Origin of the sequence: Rhodoplanes sp. Z2-YC6860 (genome assembly GCF_001579845.1) — a bacterium.
Taxonomy (GTDB): domain Bacteria; phylum Pseudomonadota; class Alphaproteobacteria; order Rhizobiales; family Xanthobacteraceae; genus Z2-YC6860.
Window position 1 is genome coordinate 6,086,129 of record NZ_CP007440.1, and the last position, 19,401, is coordinate 6,105,529.

The 19,401-nt window shown below is 58.3% G+C and carries 18 protein-coding genes and 1 pseudogene; 7 read left to right on the forward strand and 12 right to left on the reverse strand.

Features of this window, described 5'->3' with window-relative positions:
- The first annotated feature begins 183 nt into the window (after positions 1-183).
- Together RHPLAN_RS28585 and RHPLAN_RS28590 are read left to right on the forward strand one after the other, a co-directional pair.
- Complete coding sequence (locus tag RHPLAN_RS28585; RefSeq protein WP_068025485.1) at positions 184-1,116, forward strand: LysR family transcriptional regulator; 933 nt, start codon at positions 184-186, stop codon at positions 1,114-1,116.
- Between the two features lie 115 nt (positions 1,117-1,231).
- Positions 1,232-1,990, forward strand: a complete 759-nt coding sequence (locus RHPLAN_RS28590; RefSeq protein WP_068025486.1) for a rhodanese-like domain-containing protein — start codon at positions 1,232-1,234, stop codon at positions 1,988-1,990.
- A 326-nt stretch (positions 1,991-2,316) separates the two neighbouring features.
- Here the strand turns inward: RHPLAN_RS28590 and RHPLAN_RS28595 are convergent, their stop codons facing one another.
- Positions 2,317-4,725: an EAL domain-containing protein gene (locus RHPLAN_RS28595; protein WP_068025488.1), complete on the reverse strand. Its 2,409-nt coding sequence runs from the start codon at positions 4,723-4,725 to the stop codon at positions 2,317-2,319.
- A 776-nt stretch (positions 4,726-5,501) separates the two neighbouring features.
- Positions 5,502-5,976 (reverse strand): annotated as a pseudogene (locus RHPLAN_RS39790) (transposase); the annotation flags it as partial.
- A gap of 322 nt (positions 5,977-6,298) precedes the next feature.
- Here RHPLAN_RS39790 and RHPLAN_RS28600 point away from each other — a divergent pair.
- On the forward strand, positions 6,299-7,276 hold the full coding sequence (locus RHPLAN_RS28600; RefSeq protein ID WP_084245756.1) for an ABC transporter substrate-binding protein: 978 nt from the start codon (positions 6,299-6,301) through the stop codon (positions 7,274-7,276).
- A 153-nt stretch (positions 7,277-7,429) separates the two neighbouring features.
- On the opposite strand, the gene rpoH is transcribed toward RHPLAN_RS28600, so the two are convergent.
- The gene (rpoH, locus tag RHPLAN_RS28605; RefSeq protein WP_068025490.1) at positions 7,430-8,335 is read right to left on the reverse strand and encodes an RNA polymerase sigma factor RpoH; all 906 of its coding nucleotides are present in this window, start codon (positions 8,333-8,335) and stop codon (positions 7,430-7,432) included.
- A gap of 344 nt (positions 8,336-8,679) precedes the next feature.
- Here rpoH and RHPLAN_RS28610 point away from each other — a divergent pair, with 344 nt between their 5' ends.
- From RHPLAN_RS28610 to RHPLAN_RS28625, 4 genes are all read left to right on the forward strand, one after another.
- The gene (locus RHPLAN_RS28610; RefSeq protein WP_068025492.1) at positions 8,680-8,889 is read left to right on the forward strand and encodes a cold-shock protein; all 210 of its coding nucleotides are present in this window, start codon (positions 8,680-8,682) and stop codon (positions 8,887-8,889) included.
- Between the two features lie 121 nt (positions 8,890-9,010).
- On the forward strand, positions 9,011-9,271 hold the full coding sequence (locus tag RHPLAN_RS28615) for a transcriptional regulator (protein ID WP_157100548.1): 261 nt from the start codon (positions 9,011-9,013) through the stop codon (positions 9,269-9,271).
- On the forward strand, positions 9,268-10,188 hold the full coding sequence (locus RHPLAN_RS28620; RefSeq protein ID WP_084245758.1) for a fatty acid desaturase: 921 nt from the start codon (positions 9,268-9,270) through the stop codon (positions 10,186-10,188). The genes RHPLAN_RS28615 and RHPLAN_RS28620 overlap by 4 nt, the downstream gene beginning before the upstream one ends.
- 96 nt (positions 10,189-10,284) lie before the next feature.
- Positions 10,285-11,271 (forward strand): ABC transporter substrate-binding protein, encoded by a 987-nt coding sequence (locus RHPLAN_RS28625; RefSeq protein ID WP_198164536.1) that lies wholly within the window; start codon positions 10,285-10,287, stop codon positions 11,269-11,271.
- A gap of 1,014 nt (positions 11,272-12,285) precedes the next feature.
- Here the strand turns inward: RHPLAN_RS28625 and RHPLAN_RS28635 are convergent.
- The 9 genes from RHPLAN_RS28635 to RHPLAN_RS28670 all read right to left on the reverse strand — a co-directional run bounded on the left by RHPLAN_RS28635 (position 12,286) and on the right by RHPLAN_RS28670 (position 19,398).
- The gene (locus tag RHPLAN_RS28635; protein ID WP_068031980.1) at positions 12,286-12,756 is read right to left on the reverse strand and encodes a DUF6789 family protein; all 471 of its coding nucleotides are present in this window, start codon (positions 12,754-12,756) and stop codon (positions 12,286-12,288) included.
- A 3-nt stretch (positions 12,757-12,759) separates the two neighbouring features.
- Positions 12,760-13,266, reverse strand: coding sequence for a hypothetical protein (locus tag RHPLAN_RS28640; RefSeq protein ID WP_068025495.1), 507 nt, complete (start codon positions 13,264-13,266; stop codon positions 12,760-12,762).
- The gene (locus RHPLAN_RS28645; protein WP_068025498.1) at positions 13,266-13,778 is read right to left on the reverse strand and encodes a cupin domain-containing protein; all 513 of its coding nucleotides are present in this window, start codon (positions 13,776-13,778) and stop codon (positions 13,266-13,268) included. Before RHPLAN_RS28645 ends, RHPLAN_RS28640 begins: the two co-directional genes overlap by 1 nt.
- Before the next feature lie 55 nt (positions 13,779-13,833).
- A complete protein-coding gene (locus tag RHPLAN_RS38645; protein ID WP_084245764.1) occupies positions 13,834-14,043 on the reverse strand; it encodes a YgaP family membrane protein in 210 nt (69 codons plus the stop codon).
- 36 nt (positions 14,044-14,079) lie between these two features.
- Positions 14,080-14,697, reverse strand: coding sequence for a YeeE/YedE thiosulfate transporter family protein (locus RHPLAN_RS28650; RefSeq protein WP_068025500.1), 618 nt, complete (start codon positions 14,695-14,697; stop codon positions 14,080-14,082).
- Between the two features lie 13 nt (positions 14,698-14,710).
- Positions 14,711-15,232, reverse strand: a complete 522-nt coding sequence (locus tag RHPLAN_RS28655; protein ID WP_068031982.1) for a YeeE/YedE thiosulfate transporter family protein — start codon at positions 15,230-15,232, stop codon at positions 14,711-14,713.
- A 231-nt stretch (positions 15,233-15,463) separates the two neighbouring features.
- Positions 15,464-16,513, reverse strand: a complete 1,050-nt coding sequence (locus tag RHPLAN_RS28660) for a DMT family transporter (RefSeq protein WP_068025503.1) — start codon at positions 16,511-16,513, stop codon at positions 15,464-15,466.
- A gap of 107 nt (positions 16,514-16,620) precedes the next feature.
- Positions 16,621-17,559: a glycosyltransferase family protein gene (locus tag RHPLAN_RS28665; RefSeq protein ID WP_157100549.1), complete on the reverse strand. Its 939-nt coding sequence runs from the start codon at positions 17,557-17,559 to the stop codon at positions 16,621-16,623.
- 414 nt (positions 17,560-17,973) lie between these two features.
- The gene (locus RHPLAN_RS28670; RefSeq protein WP_237179931.1) at positions 17,974-19,398 is read right to left on the reverse strand and encodes an HlyD family type I secretion periplasmic adaptor subunit; all 1,425 of its coding nucleotides are present in this window, start codon (positions 19,396-19,398) and stop codon (positions 17,974-17,976) included.
- Positions 19,399-19,401: the final 3 nt, after the last annotated feature.

Consider the following 19,401-nt stretch of genomic DNA (forward strand, 5'->3'; position numbering starts at 1 on the left):
CTATTCGGACTCTATCGGGGAACAGCGGAAGTTGCTTGGATAGGCCAAAAAAAGGCGCGTGTGACCCAAGCGGTATGGCCGAGCTGTTCGAGCTAACGCCTCGGTTGCTACGATGCCTTCTGAACCGGGAGCGCGAATAAGGCAGCGCGAATTCTTAGGCCGTATTGTGAGGGCATCTAATCAATGAATTTGCGGCAATTAAAATACTTTGTGAGCGTTGTTGAAGCGGGCAACATGACCCGCGCCGCCGATCAACTGCATGTCGCGCAGACGGCGCTCGGCATGCAGATTCGGCAAATCGAAGAGGACCTTGGGGTTGCATTGTTGGTTCGGCATTCGCGCGGCGTCGAGCCGACCACGGCCGGCAAGGTGTTGTACGCACGGGCAATCGACATCCTGAAGCTCGTCGAAGAAGCACGTCGAGAGGTATCGAGCGCTGAGCGAGACAACAGCGAGACGATCCGATTCGGTATCACACCGGCGCTGATGCTGATTGCCGGCCCCGAACTGGCGCTTACGGTCCGACAGAACCTTCCGCAGCTTTTCCTGTCAATTGTCGAGGGGATGAGCCATGTGCTGATCGAGAACCTGACGCGTGGAGATCTCGACTTCATACTCTGTTACGACGTCCCCGACCTGCCGCAATTTTCTCGAACGGCGTTGCTTCAGGACGACCTGGTGTTGATTACGCCGCCTGGAACTTACAAAGGGGAATCCATTGCGTTCGTCGATGCGCTGGACGAGTGCCTCGCCATGCCCGAGCCGGGCGATTCGGTGCGCACTTTGGTAACGCGAACAGCACGCGACCTCGGGCTCGAACTTAATGTGACGTATGAGGTGCGCTCAATCTCAGCGATGAAGAACCTGGTCGCCCGCGGTGCCGCATCCAGCATCCTTCCCTATTTTGCGGTTATTGACGAGGTTAAGGCCGGATCCCTCGCGGCTAGGCGGATCATCACCCCAGCCTTGCGGCGAACGCTTTTCCTGGCCTCGTCGAAGCAGCGAGGGCCGTTTCGCGGCGAGGCAGGGTTGACTGGAGCTGTGCGCACATCGTTGCAGCGTCTGCTCGACGAACTCGGCACGCTGGCACAGCCGCTCTGGATGCGCACAGGTTGAGCCCGCAGATATTCTGCGGTCTCCTCTCAGCCGATCCTCCTGGACTGAAGTTCCCGAAATGACGCCTATGCTCAGGTCCGAGCGAGATCGGGCATGATGTATAGGGAGAAGGCTCATGGCGATCCGAAATATTGTTCATGCGGCTGCCGCTGGTATCGTCATCCTGGCTGCCGCCGGCGCGCGTGCCGATGGAATCAACGTGTTCCAGGCCACGCTTGCCGAAAGCGGACAAAAGACCAGCGAGGTCAGCACTGAGCAGATGCGTCGGATTCTGCTGGAAGACAGCGCAATCGTACTCGACACCCGCTCGCGTCTGGAATTCGACGCCGGGCACATTCCCGCGGCCCGAAACCTCGTTGTTGTGCCGGAGGGGCAAGTCGCCGCGGTCTTGCAGATGGTCGGTGGGGATAAGGAAAAGGCGCTGGTGCTCTATTGTAATGGCCCCTATTGCCAAGCGAGCCGCCGCCTCGCCGATCAATTGGTTGATGCCGGCTTCAGCAATGTCCGCCGCTATCAACTTGGCATTCCTATCTGGCGCGCACTCGGCGGACCGACCGCAATCGAGCTTGGCGGTTTCAAGCGGGTCTTTGGCCACGATCAGACGGCTGTCTTCATCGATGCCCGTGCCACGGATGACTTTGTAAACGGAAGCCTGCAAGGAGCGCTGAGCGCCCCGGTGAATGACATCCTGTCCGGCAAGTTGAAAAAGATTTCTCTGCCGGAGGATGACTTCAATCGACGTGTGGTACTTTTTGGTCGCGATGGCGCTCAGGCTCGCCAACTCGCGGACGTGCTGAGCAAGCGGCCCTGGCACAATGTCTCGTATTTTGCCGGATCGTACGAGGCTCTGACAGCCGACATCCAAGCCAAATAGCAAAATCGCGGTTTAAGGCGGCGCCGCAGATGCAGCGCTGCCTACCAACCCCAACCATAGAAGCTATTGGCACCAAAGCCGACATCGGACTGCGGAAGCGCTGATGTGGTCTTCGACGGCAAGCGACGTAGCCTAAAGGTCCCGAAATGTCGTCCATGCAGATCAACAAAGCTCGGGGAAGGACCTGCGCTACTTGCCCGCCCTGCAAGGCTGGGCGCGAACCACCCAATCTCAACTGGTTCTGTGGGAGCGCATCAGGTTTGACCCGTCGGCGACATTAGTCCGTGACGCTCGAATTTGAAGTGCCTTCTATCACCGGGAGCCGGCTAGGCAACCTTACATAAAGCCTCGGATCGGTGAAAAAACCTAGAGGTTTCAGCAGCTCTACAAGGCGGGCTGAACAGATAGCCTTGCACCTGGGTGCAGCCCTTCCGCGTCAGCAGCTTGACCTGCTCGGTGGTTTCGACTCCTTCAGCTGTGGTCGCAATTCCTAGGCTCTGCGCAAGACCGGTTACGGCACGAACAATGGCCATTGAATCAGGACGGTTGGGAAGGTCTTCAATAAACGACTGGTCGATCTTGATCTTATCAAACGGAAAGCTGCGCAGGTAACTCAACGACGAATAGCCGGTCCCGAAATCGTCCATCGAAATGCGCACACCAAAATCATGAAGCTTGTGAAGAGTGGCAAGCGTCGTTTCGTTGTCTTGCAGAAGAACGGTTTCCGTGATCTCTAACTCTAGACGTCGGGGATCAATCTGCGCCTCGGTGATGGCGTCAGTCACCGCACGGACCAGATCGCGATTCTTGAATTGTACCGGCGACAGGTTCACTGCGATGTAAACGTTGTCCGGCCATTGGGCAGCCTGCTGGCATGCGCTCCTGAGCACCCAGTCGCCAAGTGGCACGATCAAGCCTGTTTCTTCCGCCAGCGGGATGAAGTTCGCCGGAGATACTATCCCCTGAGTGGGATGGTTCCAGCGCGCAAGCGCCTCGAAACCGGCGATCAAATTGGATTTCAATTCGTAGATAGGCTGGTAATAAACCTCGAACTCGCCCCGCAGCAACGCTCTGCGTAAATCCAGTTCGAGTGCGCGGCGCCGATGAGCCTCGGCATCCATTTCGGGTTCGAAGAAGCAATATGTGCCTCGGCCGTCCGCCTTGGAGCGATAAAGCGCCATGTCGGCGCTTTTGAGCAGTTGATCGACGTCCATACCGTCTCCCGGCGCGATTGAGATGCCGATGCTCGCACCGATCACAATCTGATTTCCGTTGAGGTCGTAAGACCCACTGATGGCTTCGATCAATCTACTGGCAAGGGCGCTGGCCTCGGCGGGCTGCCGCTTCGCTCCGACCTGAACAATCGCAAATTCGTCGCCGCCCAATCGCGCGACCGTATCTGTCTCACGGATGCATTGCTTGATCCGCAATGCCACCAACTTCAACAAGGCGTCCCCGGTGGGATGCCCAAGGGTATCGTTCACATTTTTGAAATGATCGAGGTCAAGGCATAGCACCGCGATTTGCTCATCGCGGCGTACATGACGCAGAGCCTGCTCCATCTCCTCGTGAAAAAGCACGCGGTTCGGCAGATCGGTCAGAGCGTCATAACGGGCCAGATGTTCGATCTTTGCTTGGGCTTCAAGTGTGGCCGTAATGTCGTCCACGGTCGCGACCCACCCTCCTTCGGCCATCGGCTGCCAGTCGACGCGAAGTGACCGGCCATCGGCATCCTGCCTGACCTTGCTGTCGGGTTTACCGGCAGCAAGGTCGGCGAGAAAATTCGCGAAGAATTGTTCCGGATCGCCCTGAAACTTGCCGAGGGATTTCCGGTGCCTAAGTATGTTGAGCAGCGACTGGCCGGCGCCGAAGGACGACGGCAACTCCATCATTGACGCATAGCGTTCGTTGAAGAGTATGAGACGGCCATCTGCGTCGAACATGCAGAGGCCCTGGCGCATATTCTGCATAGCAGCATCCAATTGGTGCTTCTGGTGCAGCAGCTTGTCAGAGGATTGCCGATCTGCGAGAGCAGCAATAAGGGGCATTCCAAGGATCCACACCATGATGCCGGCGAGAACAATCGCGAGCGTATCGGGCGATAGCAACAAAGCAGAGGCCGTGCGTGTTGGATCGGGAATTATTTTCACCGCCGCCATCGCCGTGAAATGGTGACCCACAATTGCAAGTGCTAGCAAAATCGCCGCGACACCGCCGCCAATGCCGTCGCTACGCGATTTACTAACGATGTGGGCCAGGGCGGCAAAGACGAGCGCCAGCGCGATGGAAGCGACAACCAGGTCCATCGACCAGGACAAGCGACCTGCCACTTCGAGTGCGAACATGCCGCTGTAATGCATTGCGGCGACGCCCACACCCATGAGCAGGCCACCTGCAAAAGCCATTCCTCGAGCGCGTCCCCAAAGAGAGACGGCCAATCCGGATGCCGCAAACCCGACCGCCAATAGCAACGAAGCCATGGTGAGCGTCAGATTATATCCGACGCCAAACTGCGGTTGGTAGGCCAGCATGCCGATAAAATGGGTGGCCCAAATGCCGCTTCCCGCGACCATCGAAGACAGTGCCAGCCATACCATTCGGGCACAACCGGACGCGGCCGCTGCCCGATGATAAATGCTCCAAACGACGAAGCAGGTCAGCAGACAAAGCGCTCCGGCGAGGGCAACAAGCCGCCAGTCATGTTCAACCGCCAAGCACGTCAACACGCGAAACATCAGCCCAATCCCTGCTCGACCGCCCCTGATTTTAGGCTGTGTATAAGGGTTGTGGAGTGTCGGAGGGCTTAACCCTGGGATGAGTAGGACTACGTATCCGTGCCGGCCGGTCAATCCGGAGGTGATGCCCCGCGGGACCAAAATCTCCATCAGCGAAGCAGCATGATAACGCCATCAACATCGATTATGACATCTCGACTTCTGGCACCTCCCGAACATTCCAGGAGGTCAGCTCCCTCGTCGCTGTTGGGGCACACTGGACCCCAACCCAGCTAAATAAGGACAAGGAGCTTAAGTCTAGTCTTTGGCCCAAGGGCCGAAACGGCTCGCACGGGCCAAGCCCTACATTGTTCTTTCTATCCACCTATCTTTCGTCTCTCGTGGCCGCAACCGGTTGGGCGGTCCGATGGAGGAACGGACTCAGCGATAGCTCGATAGCCTTGAAAGTTCTGACTGGCGATCAAATGACATCTCGGCTTGTTGGCTGTATCGATCCCGGCGATCTTTAGACTTTGACATGGGAGCAAATCGTCGAGCGTCCGGTCACTGAAAACTGAAACCGTTTCGTCGCTAAGCGTACACCGGACGGGCACCGGAGGCTGTCAACTAAGCACACTCTACCTAGGTTGCGACACCAAGGCAGGCTAGCGGCATTTGATGATCTGCTACTTGTGGCAGATGCAGCATGTGCCGCTGGTCTTCGGTGCCTTCCTGATCGCGCTTGCGGTTTGGCTCTGCCGGAAACGGCAGCCCCCGTCAGGACCGCCCTGACATACACAGATCGGCTCAGCGCGATCGCATCGGGGCGGAATGTTGGCCAGCGCACCCTTCCTTGCGGCAAGGGCTCTGATCCAATCGGCATCATAGCCCGATCCGCCGGCAGCATCGAACCGGATTTCAAACGCGATAATAGTTTGTCCGCGGGCCGGTTGTCGTGGGCCTCGCCGGCGGTCAGCGCAAGCCGCACCGGCAGGCCGTTGGTATCAACCACCGCATGTATCTTGCTCGTCAGCCCGCCACGCGAACCTCCCATGGACTGCTTTCAGTTTCGGATACGCAAGCACCGTGCTGTTGGACCCAGACAATCGAAGGTCAATCATCTGCACCGACGCCATGGTGCTCCGGACCGCAATACCGAGAAGATGCCACTTCACACGCGCCGGTCATTTTACCCGTGCGCACACCACGCGGCTTGTTCGGCAGCATCGGCTTGATCGCTGTCCATTCGTGGTCGGTGAGTCCGTAGCGCATGATTCGAGCCCTCAATTTCGAGGCTTGATCACGACCAGCCATCCGATCTCAACCGCTTCTGAGCAGCGCATTTGGTCGCTATTCACCCAACCAGATATGCTTACTTTGAGTTTTGTCGAGTTTTGCACGTTTCGTCCGAAATCGATGTCGGCTCCCACGGCAGCTATTGGGGGTACATCGGACATCCTCGAACAGGGTCGAAAATGACGTGTTTGACCCAAGTGCGACATCAGCGTCGAAAATCCAGACATCGGTCGCGCAGCACTTCCAACACACCGGCATGGTCCGATAGGGTGATTATCCTTGGGAACTTTTGGTGCATATGAGGCGGCGCGACTTCATAGCGGCTCTCGGCGGTACGGCGGCTTGGTCGTTTGCGGCTCGAGCGCAGCAGCCAGCGCTGCCGAAGCTGGGATTCCTCGGCGTCACCTCATTGAGCGAGTGGTCCAGGTTTGTCGTCGCGTTTCGCCAAGGTTTGTCCGAAGCGGGCTTTTCCGATAGCCGCAACGTGACCATCGAATATCGCTGGGCTGAAGGTCGCTACGAGCGGTTGCCGGAGATGGCCGCCGATCTGGTCCGCCGAAAGGTGGACGTGCTCGTTGCGATCGCGCCGCCGGCGGCGAAGGCGGCCATGGGGGCGACAACCTCCATTCCGATCGTATTCTTCGTCGGGGCCGATCCGGTCCAGCTCGGCCTGGTGACAAGTCTGAGCCGGCCGGGCGGCAACGTCACAGGTGTCACCACCCTGTCCAACGAGGTTGCTGCGAAGCGCCTGGAAATTCTGCGCGAGGTGGCACCGCAGGCCGAGGCGATCGCGCTCCTGGTCAATCCGACCAATCCCAACGCCCAGATCGATGCTCGCGAAGCGCAGGTCGCAGCCGCCGCCGTGAAGCAGCAGCTGCTGATCGAAAACGCCCGTTCCGACACCGACATCGAGGCCGCCTTCGCAGGCTTTGCCAAAAAACGGATCGGCGCGCTGCTGGTCAATCCCGACCCTTTCCTGCTCGGCCGGCGCGACCGGATCGTGGCGTTGGCGGCACAGCAGAAGCTGCCGACGATTTTCCATGTCCGCGAGCCGGTCGCGGTCGGTGGTCTGATGAGCTACGGCGCAAGCTTCATCGACGCACACCGCCAAGTCGGCGTGTACGCGGGGCGCATTCTCAAGGGCGCCAAGCCGGCCGACCTGCCGGTGCCTCAGGCGACCAAGTTCGAGCTTGCGATCAATCTCAAGACCGCGAGGGCGCTCGGCCTGACCATTTCCCCGACATTGCTCGCCACCGCCGACGAGGTGATCGAGTAGCCAAGCCGATGTCCGCTCGTTGGCACTTAGCCGAACTCAGGGCACGTCCGCTGTCATGTCGGCTTCCGGGGGCAAAGCGGACGCGGCCGAGACCGATCAAAATCGACGCGGATGACCAAGCGCGGACATCAGCCGACTTGCCTGGCAAAGCCCTTATCCGCCCTCGGCCACCGCGTGCGGGGCTTCCAACTCGGCAATGCGGCTTTTAACCGCGTCTTGCACCTTTTCGAAAGCGCGCACCTCGATCTGCCGCACTCGCTCACGTGAGACGCCGAACTCTCTGGCAAGTTCTTCCAGCGTGACGGGATTGTCGGCCAACCGCCGAGCTTCGAAGATGCGGCGTTCGCGCTCGTTCAATACCGTCAGCGCGCCACGCAGCGCTTTGTGCCGGTTTTCGAACTCCTCGCTTTCGGCGAGGCTCGTTTCTTGACTTGGGTTGTCATCGACAAGCCAATCCTGCCATTCGCCGGACTCGCCCTCATTGGCAATCGGTGTGTTGAGTGAAGCATCGCCGCCGAGGCGGCGGTTCATATCGACGACGTCCTTTTCAGTGACACCCAATCCTTTGGCAATGACCTGCACCTGATCCGGGCGCAGATCACCTTCCTGCAAGGCGGCAATTTTGCTCTTGGCCTTGCGCAATTTGAAAAACAGCGTCTTTTGGTTAGCCGTGGTGCCCATCTTCACCAATGACCACGAGCGCAGGATGTATTCCTGAATCGCCGCCTTGATCCACCACATCGCGTAAGTAGCCAGACGAAAGCCCCTGTCGGGTTCGAAACGCTTTACCCCCTGCATGAGCCCGACATTACCCTCAGAAATCACTTCGGAGATCGGCAATCCATAGCCGCGATATCCCATGGCAATCTTGGCCACCAGACGCAAATGGCTGGTCACAAGCTTGTTTGCAGCCTCACGGTCACCGTGCTCTCGCCAGCGCTTCGCCAGCATGTATTCCTCTTGCGGCTCCAGCATGGGAAACCGCCTGATCTCTTCTAGATAGCGGCTGAGATTGGATTCAGCCGTCCGAAGAGACAAAGCCGATGTTGTTCGAGCCATGGCAACAACCCGTTAGGAAGACCTTTCCATCAACAATTTTTTAATTATGACGCTCTAGCGCATGCTCCGGCTTGATCTGGGTCAATGGAGTTGCGGGGGCATATCGAGGCAAGCCTTGTGCTTGAGCTCACATCGGACATTGAATGGAGTAGCCTTGAAATAGGGCTTCTGCTCCCTATGTATTCAACATCGATACTTGGCCAGACGACTGGGCCGCTTCGCCTCGCTTTTTTGACGGGCGCGCACGTTTCAGACACTTCTCCAAAATCGACGACCCGGATTTCGACGCAAAAAAACGCGCGTCCAAGTCTCATGTGCGCACCTATCAATCAAAGGACAATTGTATGAACAAAGGAATCGTGAAGTGGTTTAACGGCCAAAAAGGCTTTGGCTTCATTCAGCCAGCCAATGGCGGCCAGGACGTCTTCGTCCATATCAGTGCAGTCGAACGCGCCGGTATGAGCCCCCTCAATGAGGGACAGAGCGTTTCGTTCGACATCGTTCAAGATCGGCGTAACGGCAAGTCTGCAGCCGAAAACCTGCGCGCGGCCTGATCGGTCGCGCGACGTACCATGCTGCTTTTGCCACGGATGTACTGGCAAGCAGGTGGTTCGGGGTCCCGCGGTCGATGCGTCGGCACGCGGGACTTTCTCTTTTCGTTGAACGGATCGGATGATGACGACACTGAAGCCTTACACCAATGCTTCCGCCCTGAAGAAGGAACGAGACCTCGACAAGGCGCAGGCCATGCGCGAGTACGAGGCCGAGGGCCGCGCCAGGCACGCCAATATGATGCGGCTTCGCGCCCTACGCGTGGCGCGAGAAAGCGCTGCCGCACAAACAAAACCGGCCGCCCAGCCGCTTAAGAAGAAAGCAGCAGCGACTCGGAAGTCAAGCCCGACTGAGGCGCGCAGTGCACGCCGGGTAGCATCTTGAGCATCGGCGACAACTCAGGCTTGACGGTCGTCGACGCACGCCGCTGGGCCCAGATCCTCGGCAAGTATCGCCGGCCCAACAACGCACGTAGCATTGCCGAACTGGCGATCACAATCGGACCGTTGGTGATGTTGTGGACGACAGCTTGGCTCACGTTCTCGCTGGGCTACGCCTGGGTCTCGTTGCTTCTCGCGATCCCGGCTGCCGCATTTCTTGTTCGCTTGTTTATGATTCAACATGATTGTGGTCATGGCACCTTCTTTACCCATCGCGGGGCGAACGACTGGATTGGCCGCGTCATCGGCGCGCTGACCCTCGCGCCTTACGGGCTGTGGCGTCGCACCCACGCCGTCCATCATGCGACCGCTGGCAATCTCGACCGCCGCGGTATTGGCGACGTAGGTACGCTGACCGTACGCGAATACGCCGCGCTGTCGCGCTGGGGCCGATTGAAATACAAACTCTACCGACACCCATTGGTGATGTTTGGTATCGGACCGGCCTATCTATTTCTGTTTCAATACCGCCTCCCTTTGGGGTTCATGCGCAACGGCTGGCAGCCGTGGGCTAGCACCATGTCAACCAACCTGGCGATCGCGCTGATCATCGCAGTTTTGGTATGGCTCATTGGCATCAAGGCGTTCCTGCTAGTGCACGTGCCGATCTTCTTGCTCGCGATCACGGTGGGCGTCTGGCTGTTTTATGTACAACACCAGTTTGAACATACGACCTGGCAGCACAATAGTGCTTGGAGCGTGCATGAGGCTGCCTTGTTCGGTAGTTCGTATTACGACCTGCCCGGACTCCTGCGCTGGTTCACTGCTAATATCGGCCTACATCATGTGCATCACCTGTGCAGCCGCATTCCCTACGCACGTCCGCTGTCATGTCGGCTATTGGGGGCGAAGCCGACCTAGCCCAGACTGACAAAATCGACGCGGATGACCCCAAGCCGACCTGCTAATGCGCGTCAGGCCACTTCGCCGAACGAAGTCAGGTTGGTAAGATACCGCATGAGGCGGCGCAATTTCATCATTGGAATGGCTGGGTCGCTTGTGGCGCGGCCACTGGTCGCGCCGGCACAGCAAGTGGACAAAGTATTTCGGCTCGGGCAGCTCCACGCAGGCACTGTGGCTTCGCGCGCGCCTATGGTCGCTGCTTTCATGCAGGGAATGCGCGAGTTCGGCTATATCGAGGGACAGAACCTGCTAGTAGCGCGCCGCTATGCGGACGGTCGTTTTGAGCGTCTGCCGTCTCTTATGCGAGAGCTGCTTGCATGGGGCCCAGACGTCGTACTGGTCTCCACGACGCCGGGCAATCTTGCGGCCAAAGCGGCTACGTTGACCCTGCCGATCGTAATGGTTTCCGTAGCTGATCCGATCGGTGCAGGTTTGATAGCCAGCCTGGCGCAGCCCGGCGGCAATATTACCGGCGTGACTAATATTGGCGCCGAGCTTGCCGGCAAAAGACTCGAGATTTTGAAGGAAATCGTTCCAACCGCATCCAAAGTCGCTGTCTTCATCAATCCCGCCGATCAGAATGCGACTTTGCAGATGAACAGTGCGAGGCCGGCCGCCGAAAAGCTGGCCCTACAGCTTGAGCCCATCCTGGAGATTAGAAGCGGGGCCGACCTCAAGGGAGCTTTCGAGGCAGCGATTCGCGCCCGCGCCGATGCCGCGGTGCGAATGCTTGATCCTGTAGCCACGGATTTGCGCCACCAAACTGTTCAACTGGCCGCTGAATATCGCCTGCCTGTCATCTATGCTTTCCGCGAGGATGTTGCGGCAGGCGGTCTAGCTTCTTACGGTTCGAATTTGCCCAGCCAGTACCGGCAGGCCGCCACATTCGTGCACAAAATTTTCAACGGCTCGAAGCCCGCCGATCTGCCTGTGGAACAGCCGACGAAATTCGACCTTGCGATCAACCTCAAAGCGGCGAACGCACTCGGCCTCGTGGTGCCGCCGACGCTGCTCGCGCGAGCGGACGAAGTGATCGAGTGATGTCGCCTAGTGACCCAATGTATGGTCCGGCCGTGCGTCGCAAGAGAATTTCGTCGATGGGGCGGTAGCGGTCTTGCATCGATTGTAGCTTGCGAAACCGAAGTTCTGGTTTGTAAGGGGAAGCCCGACATACACGGCTCACCACATTCCCTTAAGCCAGTGGCGGGTGTGCAGCACCATCCTAGACTTATGCACACTCCCACTTAAAAGACGTCGACGAAGCCCATTCGGTCGGCGTCTTCTTTTTGCCCTCCTAAAGAAATCAAACTGACCACTACCCTTTACGGCAAGCCCTCCACGCCAACCGGACGAAATGCTGCGATTAACGATAGCCAAATCCGAGACGTCGAACGACACCCGTTGCTCGATCTACCGGGGCATCGCGGATGCCAAGATTTCATGAGAACATGACTAAGCGAGCGCGCCAGCAAACTATAGTACCTGGGCCATCGACCCAATTGCTTTGGTGACCAGTTCTAGTTCGGCACGCGGGGGAGATAGAATGGCTAATGAACCATCGGATCCATCGACGTGGGATCCCGCATTGGATGCCGTCAGTGCGGCTCCGAAGCACCACAAAGTCATATTTGAGAACGAGCGGCTTCGAGTCCTTGAAGTCACGTTGGAGCCCAACGACGAAGAGCCCATTCACCACCATCGATGGCCATCAGTTTTCGTCTTGGATCAAGTTCAGGGGCCAATCCATGACTTTGCTCCTGATGGGACCCAACTTCCGCCGAACCGAGACGTTCTACGAGCTCTCCAGAGTTGGGATGGTCAGGGGTGTTTGGTGGTGAATATGGCGCCGCAACCGCTCGGACGAGTTTTCAACGCTTCGGGAAAAACGGTTCACGGCATTCGCGTTGAGATGAAGCCATCGACGTAGCAACCAAGTGACGGTTGCGACTGGCACTGAGCGGAGGCCAGCGCTGCTGGCCCGAGGTCAGCCCTTACACTTTGAAGACATCGCCGGCGGCGGGCCTTGAGGTCAGCTTATGACGCGAAGCGCACTCCCTACTGCGTGCGATCAAGCTTGAATGCCGCATAAACGATGCTCATGGCCACGCTGTAAGTCAGAAGCATCCCGAGAGAAAACACGGCGGGCCAGAAGCCGAGACCAAGCTGCGCTGCAAAGACGCCCATGCCGAGCAGCGGAAAGAATATCAGCATCATTGCGGCCCACCCCAGGACACCAAAGATCAAGCCCTTGATCACGCTGTTGCTGCCGGGAAGACGCCGGTAGAGGTGGGAGAACGCAAAGCTGACAATGATCGAGCCGTTGAGAAATGACAGCGCCCAGGGCACGAGCGGATGAATGTCGCTTCCGACCCAATGGCCCAGCGTGATCTGGAGACGCTCGTACGGCTGAAAAGACGGAAGAATGCCGCTGCGGAATTTTGCGTACATCAGCAGTGAATGAGCAACGCTGCCGCTCAGTCCCGCAATGATTGTTCGCCAACCGTGTCTAAGCGAACACTTCAACATCAATCATTGGAGCCGGTAGGCAGAATGACAGGCTACACAAGCGCCAGTGACCTTCGAAAGAGCCGCGAGCGCGGGCTTCAGGTCACCGGTCACGCCGGAGTTCTGAACCTCTATAGCGAACCTGCTGGCCTCGCGGTGCATCTGAGTGCCAATGTCCTGCATGCCTTGCGGCATGTATTTGGCAATCTCTTGAGCTCCGTGCAGGCTGAGCGAACTCATCCCCAGACGCTGCTCCGCTAAACGGCTCGCGGCTTCCTCCTGACCGCGCCCGATCGCCTCTTGGACTTCCTGCAACGCGAGCAAGTGATCGCGCATATTGGTCAGTGTATGCTCGCGTAACGCATCAGGTAAGCGAACGAATTCGCGATCATCGTTGACGTGGCCGGAAGCTTCGTGTTCACCGCCGCCGTGGTGGGTATGCTGGCCCCAAGCCAGCGATGCGCCGGCTATGACAGCGACAAACAGCAATGCCGTCGAGGCGACCGTATTTCGGCGCACTCCGAATGCCATCAGGCCGCGATCTCGAATTTATCGCGCTTTACCTTCGTGAGATCGACGCCCTCGATACGGATCAAGCGGGTTTCGCTCTCGCGCCTCGGCGAATGCACATCGCCTTCATTGTAAACGTGGGCCTTGCCGGGTGTCAGATCGTAGGTGCGCCCCCTCGCGACTTTGCCAGGCCGGCCGTTCGCCGGCTTTTCGAGAAGACGCCAATCGGTCATTTCCGTGACGCCGGTAACCTGACTGTAGATCGCCCAGCTTGGGCCGTGATCGTGCGGCGAACTGTTCTTCGCCCCTTTATAGACGTGCGCGAGAATGCAGAAGTGCAGATCGGGATCCTCGTAGAGAATTTTCCGCTCGGCGTCCGCATCCGAGCCGAGATACTTGGCAACGAACTCCGGATCGGTGGACGCCTTCTCAGTGTATTGGCGTACCAGCTCGCGACCCGCCGGCCCCGGATCTTTTAACAGGGCAGCGCGGCAATCGGTTGAATATTGCTCTAGCGTGTAGCTCACGGCCAATTCCCCCAATTATAATACAGCATCATAGCAGAACCCACACGGGAACGCATGCGTATCAGGCGTGATGGCGCATTCCGCAGGTGCTCATACCAAAAAGCGAATAGGCCGGGCAGACTCCCAACACCGCTGTCAGCAGCGGCACGACCCCGATCCAGCCAACCCAGTTCCAGCCAGTCTGCGGAAACCCGAACGGAACAGCAAAACAAATCAGCAGCACTCCCACTGCGATACGCACGATGCGGTCACTCAGTCCAACATTCGTCATGACTTTGCCCTTTCTTCACAGCGCACAAGCAAAGAACTATTCGGCAGGAGCCATCTTGCTGTGAGACTTCGCGAAAGCACTCAACGCATTGCCGTCATTGTCTGTCCCGAGATCATCGCGCCATGGGCGCATCCGCTCCATTGCGAAGAGAACGACGACGATGGCCGAGGACAGAACGATAGCGCCCAGCCAGTAAGGAATGCCCAGAAGATCGGTAAAGATGAGCTTGGGACCGGTGCCGATCAGTGCCCTATCGAGCAACGGCTGCGCGTACGAAAACACAACAGCGCCTAGCAGTCCGCCAGCAAGCGTGAACAAGGCGTCGCGATAGCCGGCACCGATCTGGGCCAGCGTGGTGCCGGGACAGGCGCCGGCAAGCGCGATGCCTGCACCGAGGATCAATCCTCCGATGGCATCCGCGGCGTAAAGCGCCGCCTTGGGCTGCAGTTTGACGAAGCCGAGGCCGTTGAGCGCGGCGAGGACTAAGGCTCCGGTGGCAATCGCGGTCAAGAAGACCTTGAGCATGATAAAATTGCGCAATTGCATCTGGCCGACAATGATGCCGGGCTCGAACACGCGCGACTTTTCAAGTGCGAAGCCGAACACAACTCCCATCACCAGGCCGGCAATGATCGCAGGGATCACGGAGGACATGCGAACTCCTGGATCAAATTCGGCGAAGCAAAAGCGAGGCGGAAAAGATCCCACCGGCAAACATGGCGACAACCGCAACGGTCGATCCGACGGACAATTGGGTAAGACCGGATAGTCCATGGCCGCTCGTGCATCCATCGGCGATGCGTGCGCCGAGGAGCATCAGGAAGCCGGCCACAAATGCCAGCCCGTATCTGTACGCCCGCGCGGGCGAACCGAGCGCCCGGGCCCAGATTGGAGAAATGGGCTGCCGTCGGGCGCCGGATAGTTTCATCGATGCGAAGGCGCCAGCTGCGATGCCAATCACCAGCGCCACTTGCCACAAATTCTTGGCGGTCGTTGCGACGTGTTTGGCAACGTAGTCGCCCGTCAGCAAGGTTGGGTCAAGCCAGCCAGCGAGAGACGCCCCGACCGTGACATAGGACGACGAAGTGCCTAGCGCAGTTTCGATCATCAGAAATGCCGGGATCTGCAGGAGTCCGATTGCTACCCCGGCGACATAGGGCGACCAAGCCTTGTCATAAATCGAGGGCATATCGACCTCACAGATTCTATGAAACACAAAGGATAATGACAGCCTTTGGGTCAACATTGATATGGATCAAAGCCAGCTCACCTTGTCTGCCGGAGTCGCTCACAATCGAACTCCGCGTGGCAGCTATTGAAAAACCGATGTGCGCTGCCACGGCAGGTATCGGTGATACACAGGACATGCGGGGAACACGGAAAAAGCCACGTCCATGACCTGACGCGTCATCAGTTGGGTTTAATGTCGATGTGTGTGATGCATGTCGGGCACATGTGGATGAGCGTGCCTCATCGGCTTGTGTTCGTGAAAATGCGTATGCGGCTCTCCGGGCGGATCAAGCGTGTCATGCGCATGTTGGTGGTGTTCATCATGAACATGGGGGTGAGCGTGCGCCATCGCCTCGTGGGCGTGCTCATGTTCGTGGCGTTCACTTAGGTGCAGCCATACGCCTACCGCCATCCAGCAGCCCGCCGCGAGGAGTTGCGCCGTGATGGGTTCAGCCAACGCTGCCACCGATACGGCGCTGCCAATGAAAGGGGCGGTTGCAAAATATGCACCTGTTCGCGCGGTCCCAAGATCACGAAGCGCAAACACAAACAGCACAAGGCTGACGCCATAGCCGACAAAGCCGACGAATGTGGCCGCCAATACGGCGGCCACATTCGGCAGCGCACCACCCAGCAGCAGCCCGAGCGCCAAGTTGAACGGCCCCGCGATCAGCCCTTTGAGCTCGACGATCTGCAGGGGGTCTGCCAGCGACACCTTGCGCGTCAAATTATTGTCGAGACCCCAGAAAACGCATGCGCCGATAATGGCCAGCGGGCCAGTCAGGCTGTCGAGCGTCGGCGTGCCCTGCCATGACACGATCGCAGCGCCCGCGATCAGGCATATCATGCCGAGCGCAATGCGGCGGTCGAAGTTCTCGTGGAAAATGAACCATGCCATCAGGGCCGTTGTGGCCCCTTCAAATGTGAGCAGCAGCGAGCTTGTGGCCGCATCGGTCCGGCCAAGGCCTAGCATCAACAGAAGAGGTCCAAGCACGCCGCCAGCGGCAATCGCAGCCCCGAGCCAAGGGAGGTCTCTGCGGGATATCGCAACCTCGGGAGCGCGCGATACCATTGACGGCCACGCGCGTCGCAATATCGCGATGCCCGCGCCCGCCCCACAATAAAGCAAGCCAGCGAGCACCGCCGGATGTACGGATCCTACCAGAACCTTGGCTGCAGGCGTCGATACGCCGAACAACGCTGCTGACACAAGCGCGTAAAGGACCGCCGTTCGGTTCATATGGCAATACTAGCGTCAATCAGCCGAAATGTCTGCCTTTGGCACATTTCGACCGGCATCGATATCCGCATAATGCCGGCGATTGGAATGGTTGTTGCCCCCACTCCTCACCTGAGACTGCGGGCTCCGGGCCGGCCATCATCGATCAGCGCGGAAAGCCGGTCGAGTGCCCGTTGGCAACCGTCTGCGTCCCCAACTTCGACCCGTTGATAAGCCGGACCAAGGTCCTTGGCGCACAGCAGGTGCACGTCAGATTTCTCACTGCCGATAAACAACACAGCCTTCCCTGACTCGATGCAGCCATACACCTTCGACGGCAGAACAAAGCCGACGAAGGGATCCGATAGAGCGATAAGGTGAGCATCCGGCGTGACCAAGAGCGAAGCCAGCTGCTCGATCGGCACAGGAGCACCTTTGACGTACGGCAGGTCATGGGCCTGCAACGCCTGTTCGATCGCGCTGACCGCTGAGCCGGTGGCATTGAGCCAGAGCGTGAAACGCGCGGTGCCTTTCTGGTGGTGCAGCCGATACCCCTCGAGGAAGGTGCGATGGTCGTGCGCAACACCCCAGTTGCCGGAATAAAGCAACAGCAGAGAAGCTTGAGCTCCGTTCGGGCGGGACAGCGGCAGTGTCTCCTGGGTAATAGCGACGGGTGAAGAATCCCGCTTCAGTTCGATTCGTTCCGCCGGGATGCCGATCTCGCACAGTCGCGCAATCTGATCCTTTCCGAGCACCTCGAACTGATCGATGCGGCGTCGCCAGAATACGGTCAGGCGATAGAGCAAGTTGAGAAGCAAGCCGGCGCTCCCCCGTTGTGCGATCGCGCACTCGGGGTGGAAGTCTGTGATGCGATAGACGAGACGTTTTCGCAGCAGGAGATTGGCCGGCGCCATCCAATGTATGAGAAGCGGCGGACTTCCCGTGAACAAAATTGTGTCGGCAGTTCGCATTTCGCGCCAGAGGCGCCACAGAAGACGATTGTTCGTTTTGATGGTCCAAAGCAAGCGGCGTAGCGTATCGGTCTTGTCGTACAGCACCGTTTTCAACTTGATCTCACGGTACCGTCCGGGACCGACTGCTTCGCTGCGCTCGCTGTCGCCATTCGAAGAAAGCCCTGCGAGCGTTACGTCGTGGCCTTCGGACGCCAACTTGCGCGCCCAAATCACGCCGTACTGGCCGACTGCTCCAAAATCGGGCGGCAACCAGTCGCAGATGTAAAGTATCCGCTGGGACCTATTCAAGGGCTTGGGCCGTCGTTGCGTGCCAAGGGCATGGGCCTAAGGTCTGCTTTTAGAACGAGCGCTTCAGGAACAGAACAGACCAAAACGATTTAAGAATCGTATTTTCCAGCTTGCGCGGCCGGGCGTATCGACTTTTTGGCAAACTTCCCGTGGTACAAACTGCGACATGGCCTGCCAGCCGGATGGAACCGATGGCTTCCATGACGCCGGGCGAGCAAGCTACCGCTGGCGAAAAGCCCGGTTGAATGACATCGTCAAGGGCCCAACGACGTAGTCGAACGCAGTTCGCTGGACCGTCGGAATCATGACTGTCGCTGGCATCCCGGGGTAGAGCTTCGCATTGGGAATGTCATGAAGTTCTTTCTCGTCGACCTCGATCAGCGCGACGTAATACGGATTGCCCGTACGCTGATCCGTCAGCCGGTCGGCAGAAACCTGCAGAACCTGCCCCTGCACGACGGGCGTGATGCGCTGCTTGTAGGCGGTGAGATGGACATCGGCACGCATCTGAGGCCGCACCTCGCTGATATCTTCGACAGCGATTTGTGCCTCGACAATCAGCATGTCCTCTTCGGGAACGACGTCTAGAATCTTGTCGCCCCGGTTGATGACCGCCCCGACCGAGAAAACGTTCAGCCCAACGACCTTTCCTGTGTAGGGCGACCGGATATCCACCCGACCAAGGACAGCCTGTGCGTTCGCACGACGAGGGATAACCTCGAGCAGTTTGGCTTGCGTATCCCGCAGGTCCTTCGAAACATCAGTCATCCGATCATTGTCGAGCTGCGCAATCTGCTGCATCTGTTCCGCGATCGCCTGTTTGAACTTTGCGATATTGGCGACCATGTCGGCCGTTTGGCCTTCCAAAGAGACGCCGGACCTTTCCAGCTGCAGGAATCGAGGTCGCGCGATGAGACCTTTGTCCACAAGCGGAGTGATGCTCTCAAGTTCTCGCTGAACCGAATCGAACTGCGCCTTGTAGGCCTTAACCTGCGCCTCCGCTCCCACAATTTGCGATTCCAGTTGCGCGATCTTCTCCTGGATGACCTTTCGTTGGCCTTCGACCGCGGCCAGCCGGCTTTCAAGCTGATGGATCTGAGCTCGCCATATGCTTTGAACGCCGGGATCGTCAGCCTTGTCTGCGAGATCCGAGGGTAAATTCACTATCGTGCCGCGATTGTATTCAACCCTCAGGCGCTCCTCAGTGATGCGAAGGACGTAATATTGCTGGGTGAGAACTTCGTACTCGGCACGAGCCTGGCTGTCATCGAGGACGATCACAATGTCGCCGGCTTTGACCTTGTCGCCTTCCTTGACCTTCAGCTGCTTAACAATCCCGCCGTCGAGGTGTTGCACGCTTTTTCGATTGCCCTCGACCTTCACCACCCCATTGGCAACAACCGCTCCGTTCAATGGCGCCGTGAACGACCACACTCCGAGAACGCCAAAAAAAAGACCAACGATGATCCAGCCGACGGTTGCGACGGACGCGATCGAATCTGACGGACCGCCCGTTCTCGCCCCCGCCTGAACATCGGTGGGCCGGTGGCGTTCGCTGAGCTGCGTCAGAAGCCGCATCGCGTTTTTGACCACCTCACGCGATTGCTTCGGATGAGGTGGCGATGGCTGTACGATTTCTTTCATCGC

Coding starts and splice junctions, on each gene's coding strand:
- RHPLAN_RS28655 (WP_068031982.1), bottom strand. CDS start 15,232: ATGCCCTCGATTTATGACAAGGCTTGGTCGCCCTATGTCGCCGGGGTA.
- RHPLAN_RS28635 (WP_068031980.1), bottom strand. CDS start 12,756: ATGTTGAAGTGTTCGCTTAGACACGGTTGGCGAACAATCATTGCGGGA.
- RHPLAN_RS28670 (WP_237179931.1), bottom strand. CDS start 19,398: ATGAAAGAAATCGTACAGCCATCGCCACCTCATCCGAAGCAATCGCGT.
- RHPLAN_RS28660 (WP_068025503.1), bottom strand. CDS start 16,513: ATGAACCGAACGGCGGTCCTTTACGCGCTTGTGTCAGCAGCGTTGTTC.
- RHPLAN_RS28650 (WP_068025500.1), bottom strand. CDS start 14,697: ATGTCCTCCGTGATCCCTGCGATCATTGCCGGCCTGGTGATGGGAGTT.
- RHPLAN_RS28615 (WP_157100548.1), top strand. CDS start 9,011: ATGACGACACTGAAGCCTTACACCAATGCTTCCGCCCTGAAGAAGGAA.
- RHPLAN_RS28600 (WP_084245756.1), top strand. CDS start 6,299: ATGAGGCGGCGCGACTTCATAGCGGCTCTCGGCGGTACGGCGGCTTGG.
- RHPLAN_RS28590 (WP_068025486.1), top strand. CDS start 1,232: ATGGCGATCCGAAATATTGTTCATGCGGCTGCCGCTGGTATCGTCATC.
- RHPLAN_RS28640 (WP_068025495.1), bottom strand. CDS start 13,266: ATGGCATTCGGAGTGCGCCGAAATACGGTCGCCTCGACGGCATTGCTG.
- RHPLAN_RS28585 (WP_068025485.1), top strand. CDS start 184: ATGAATTTGCGGCAATTAAAATACTTTGTGAGCGTTGTTGAAGCGGGC.
- RHPLAN_RS28595 (WP_068025488.1), bottom strand. CDS start 4,725: ATGTTTCGCGTGTTGACGTGCTTGGCGGTTGAACATGACTGGCGGCTT.
- rpoH (WP_068025490.1), bottom strand. CDS start 8,335: ATGGCTCGAACAACATCGGCTTTGTCTCTTCGGACGGCTGAATCCAAT.
- RHPLAN_RS38645 (WP_084245764.1), bottom strand. CDS start 14,043: ATGACGAATGTTGGACTGAGTGACCGCATCGTGCGTATCGCAGTGGGA.
- RHPLAN_RS28625 (WP_198164536.1), top strand. CDS start 10,285: ATGAGGCGGCGCAATTTCATCATTGGAATGGCTGGGTCGCTTGTGGCG.
- RHPLAN_RS28610 (WP_068025492.1), top strand. CDS start 8,680: ATGAACAAAGGAATCGTGAAGTGGTTTAACGGCCAAAAAGGCTTTGGC.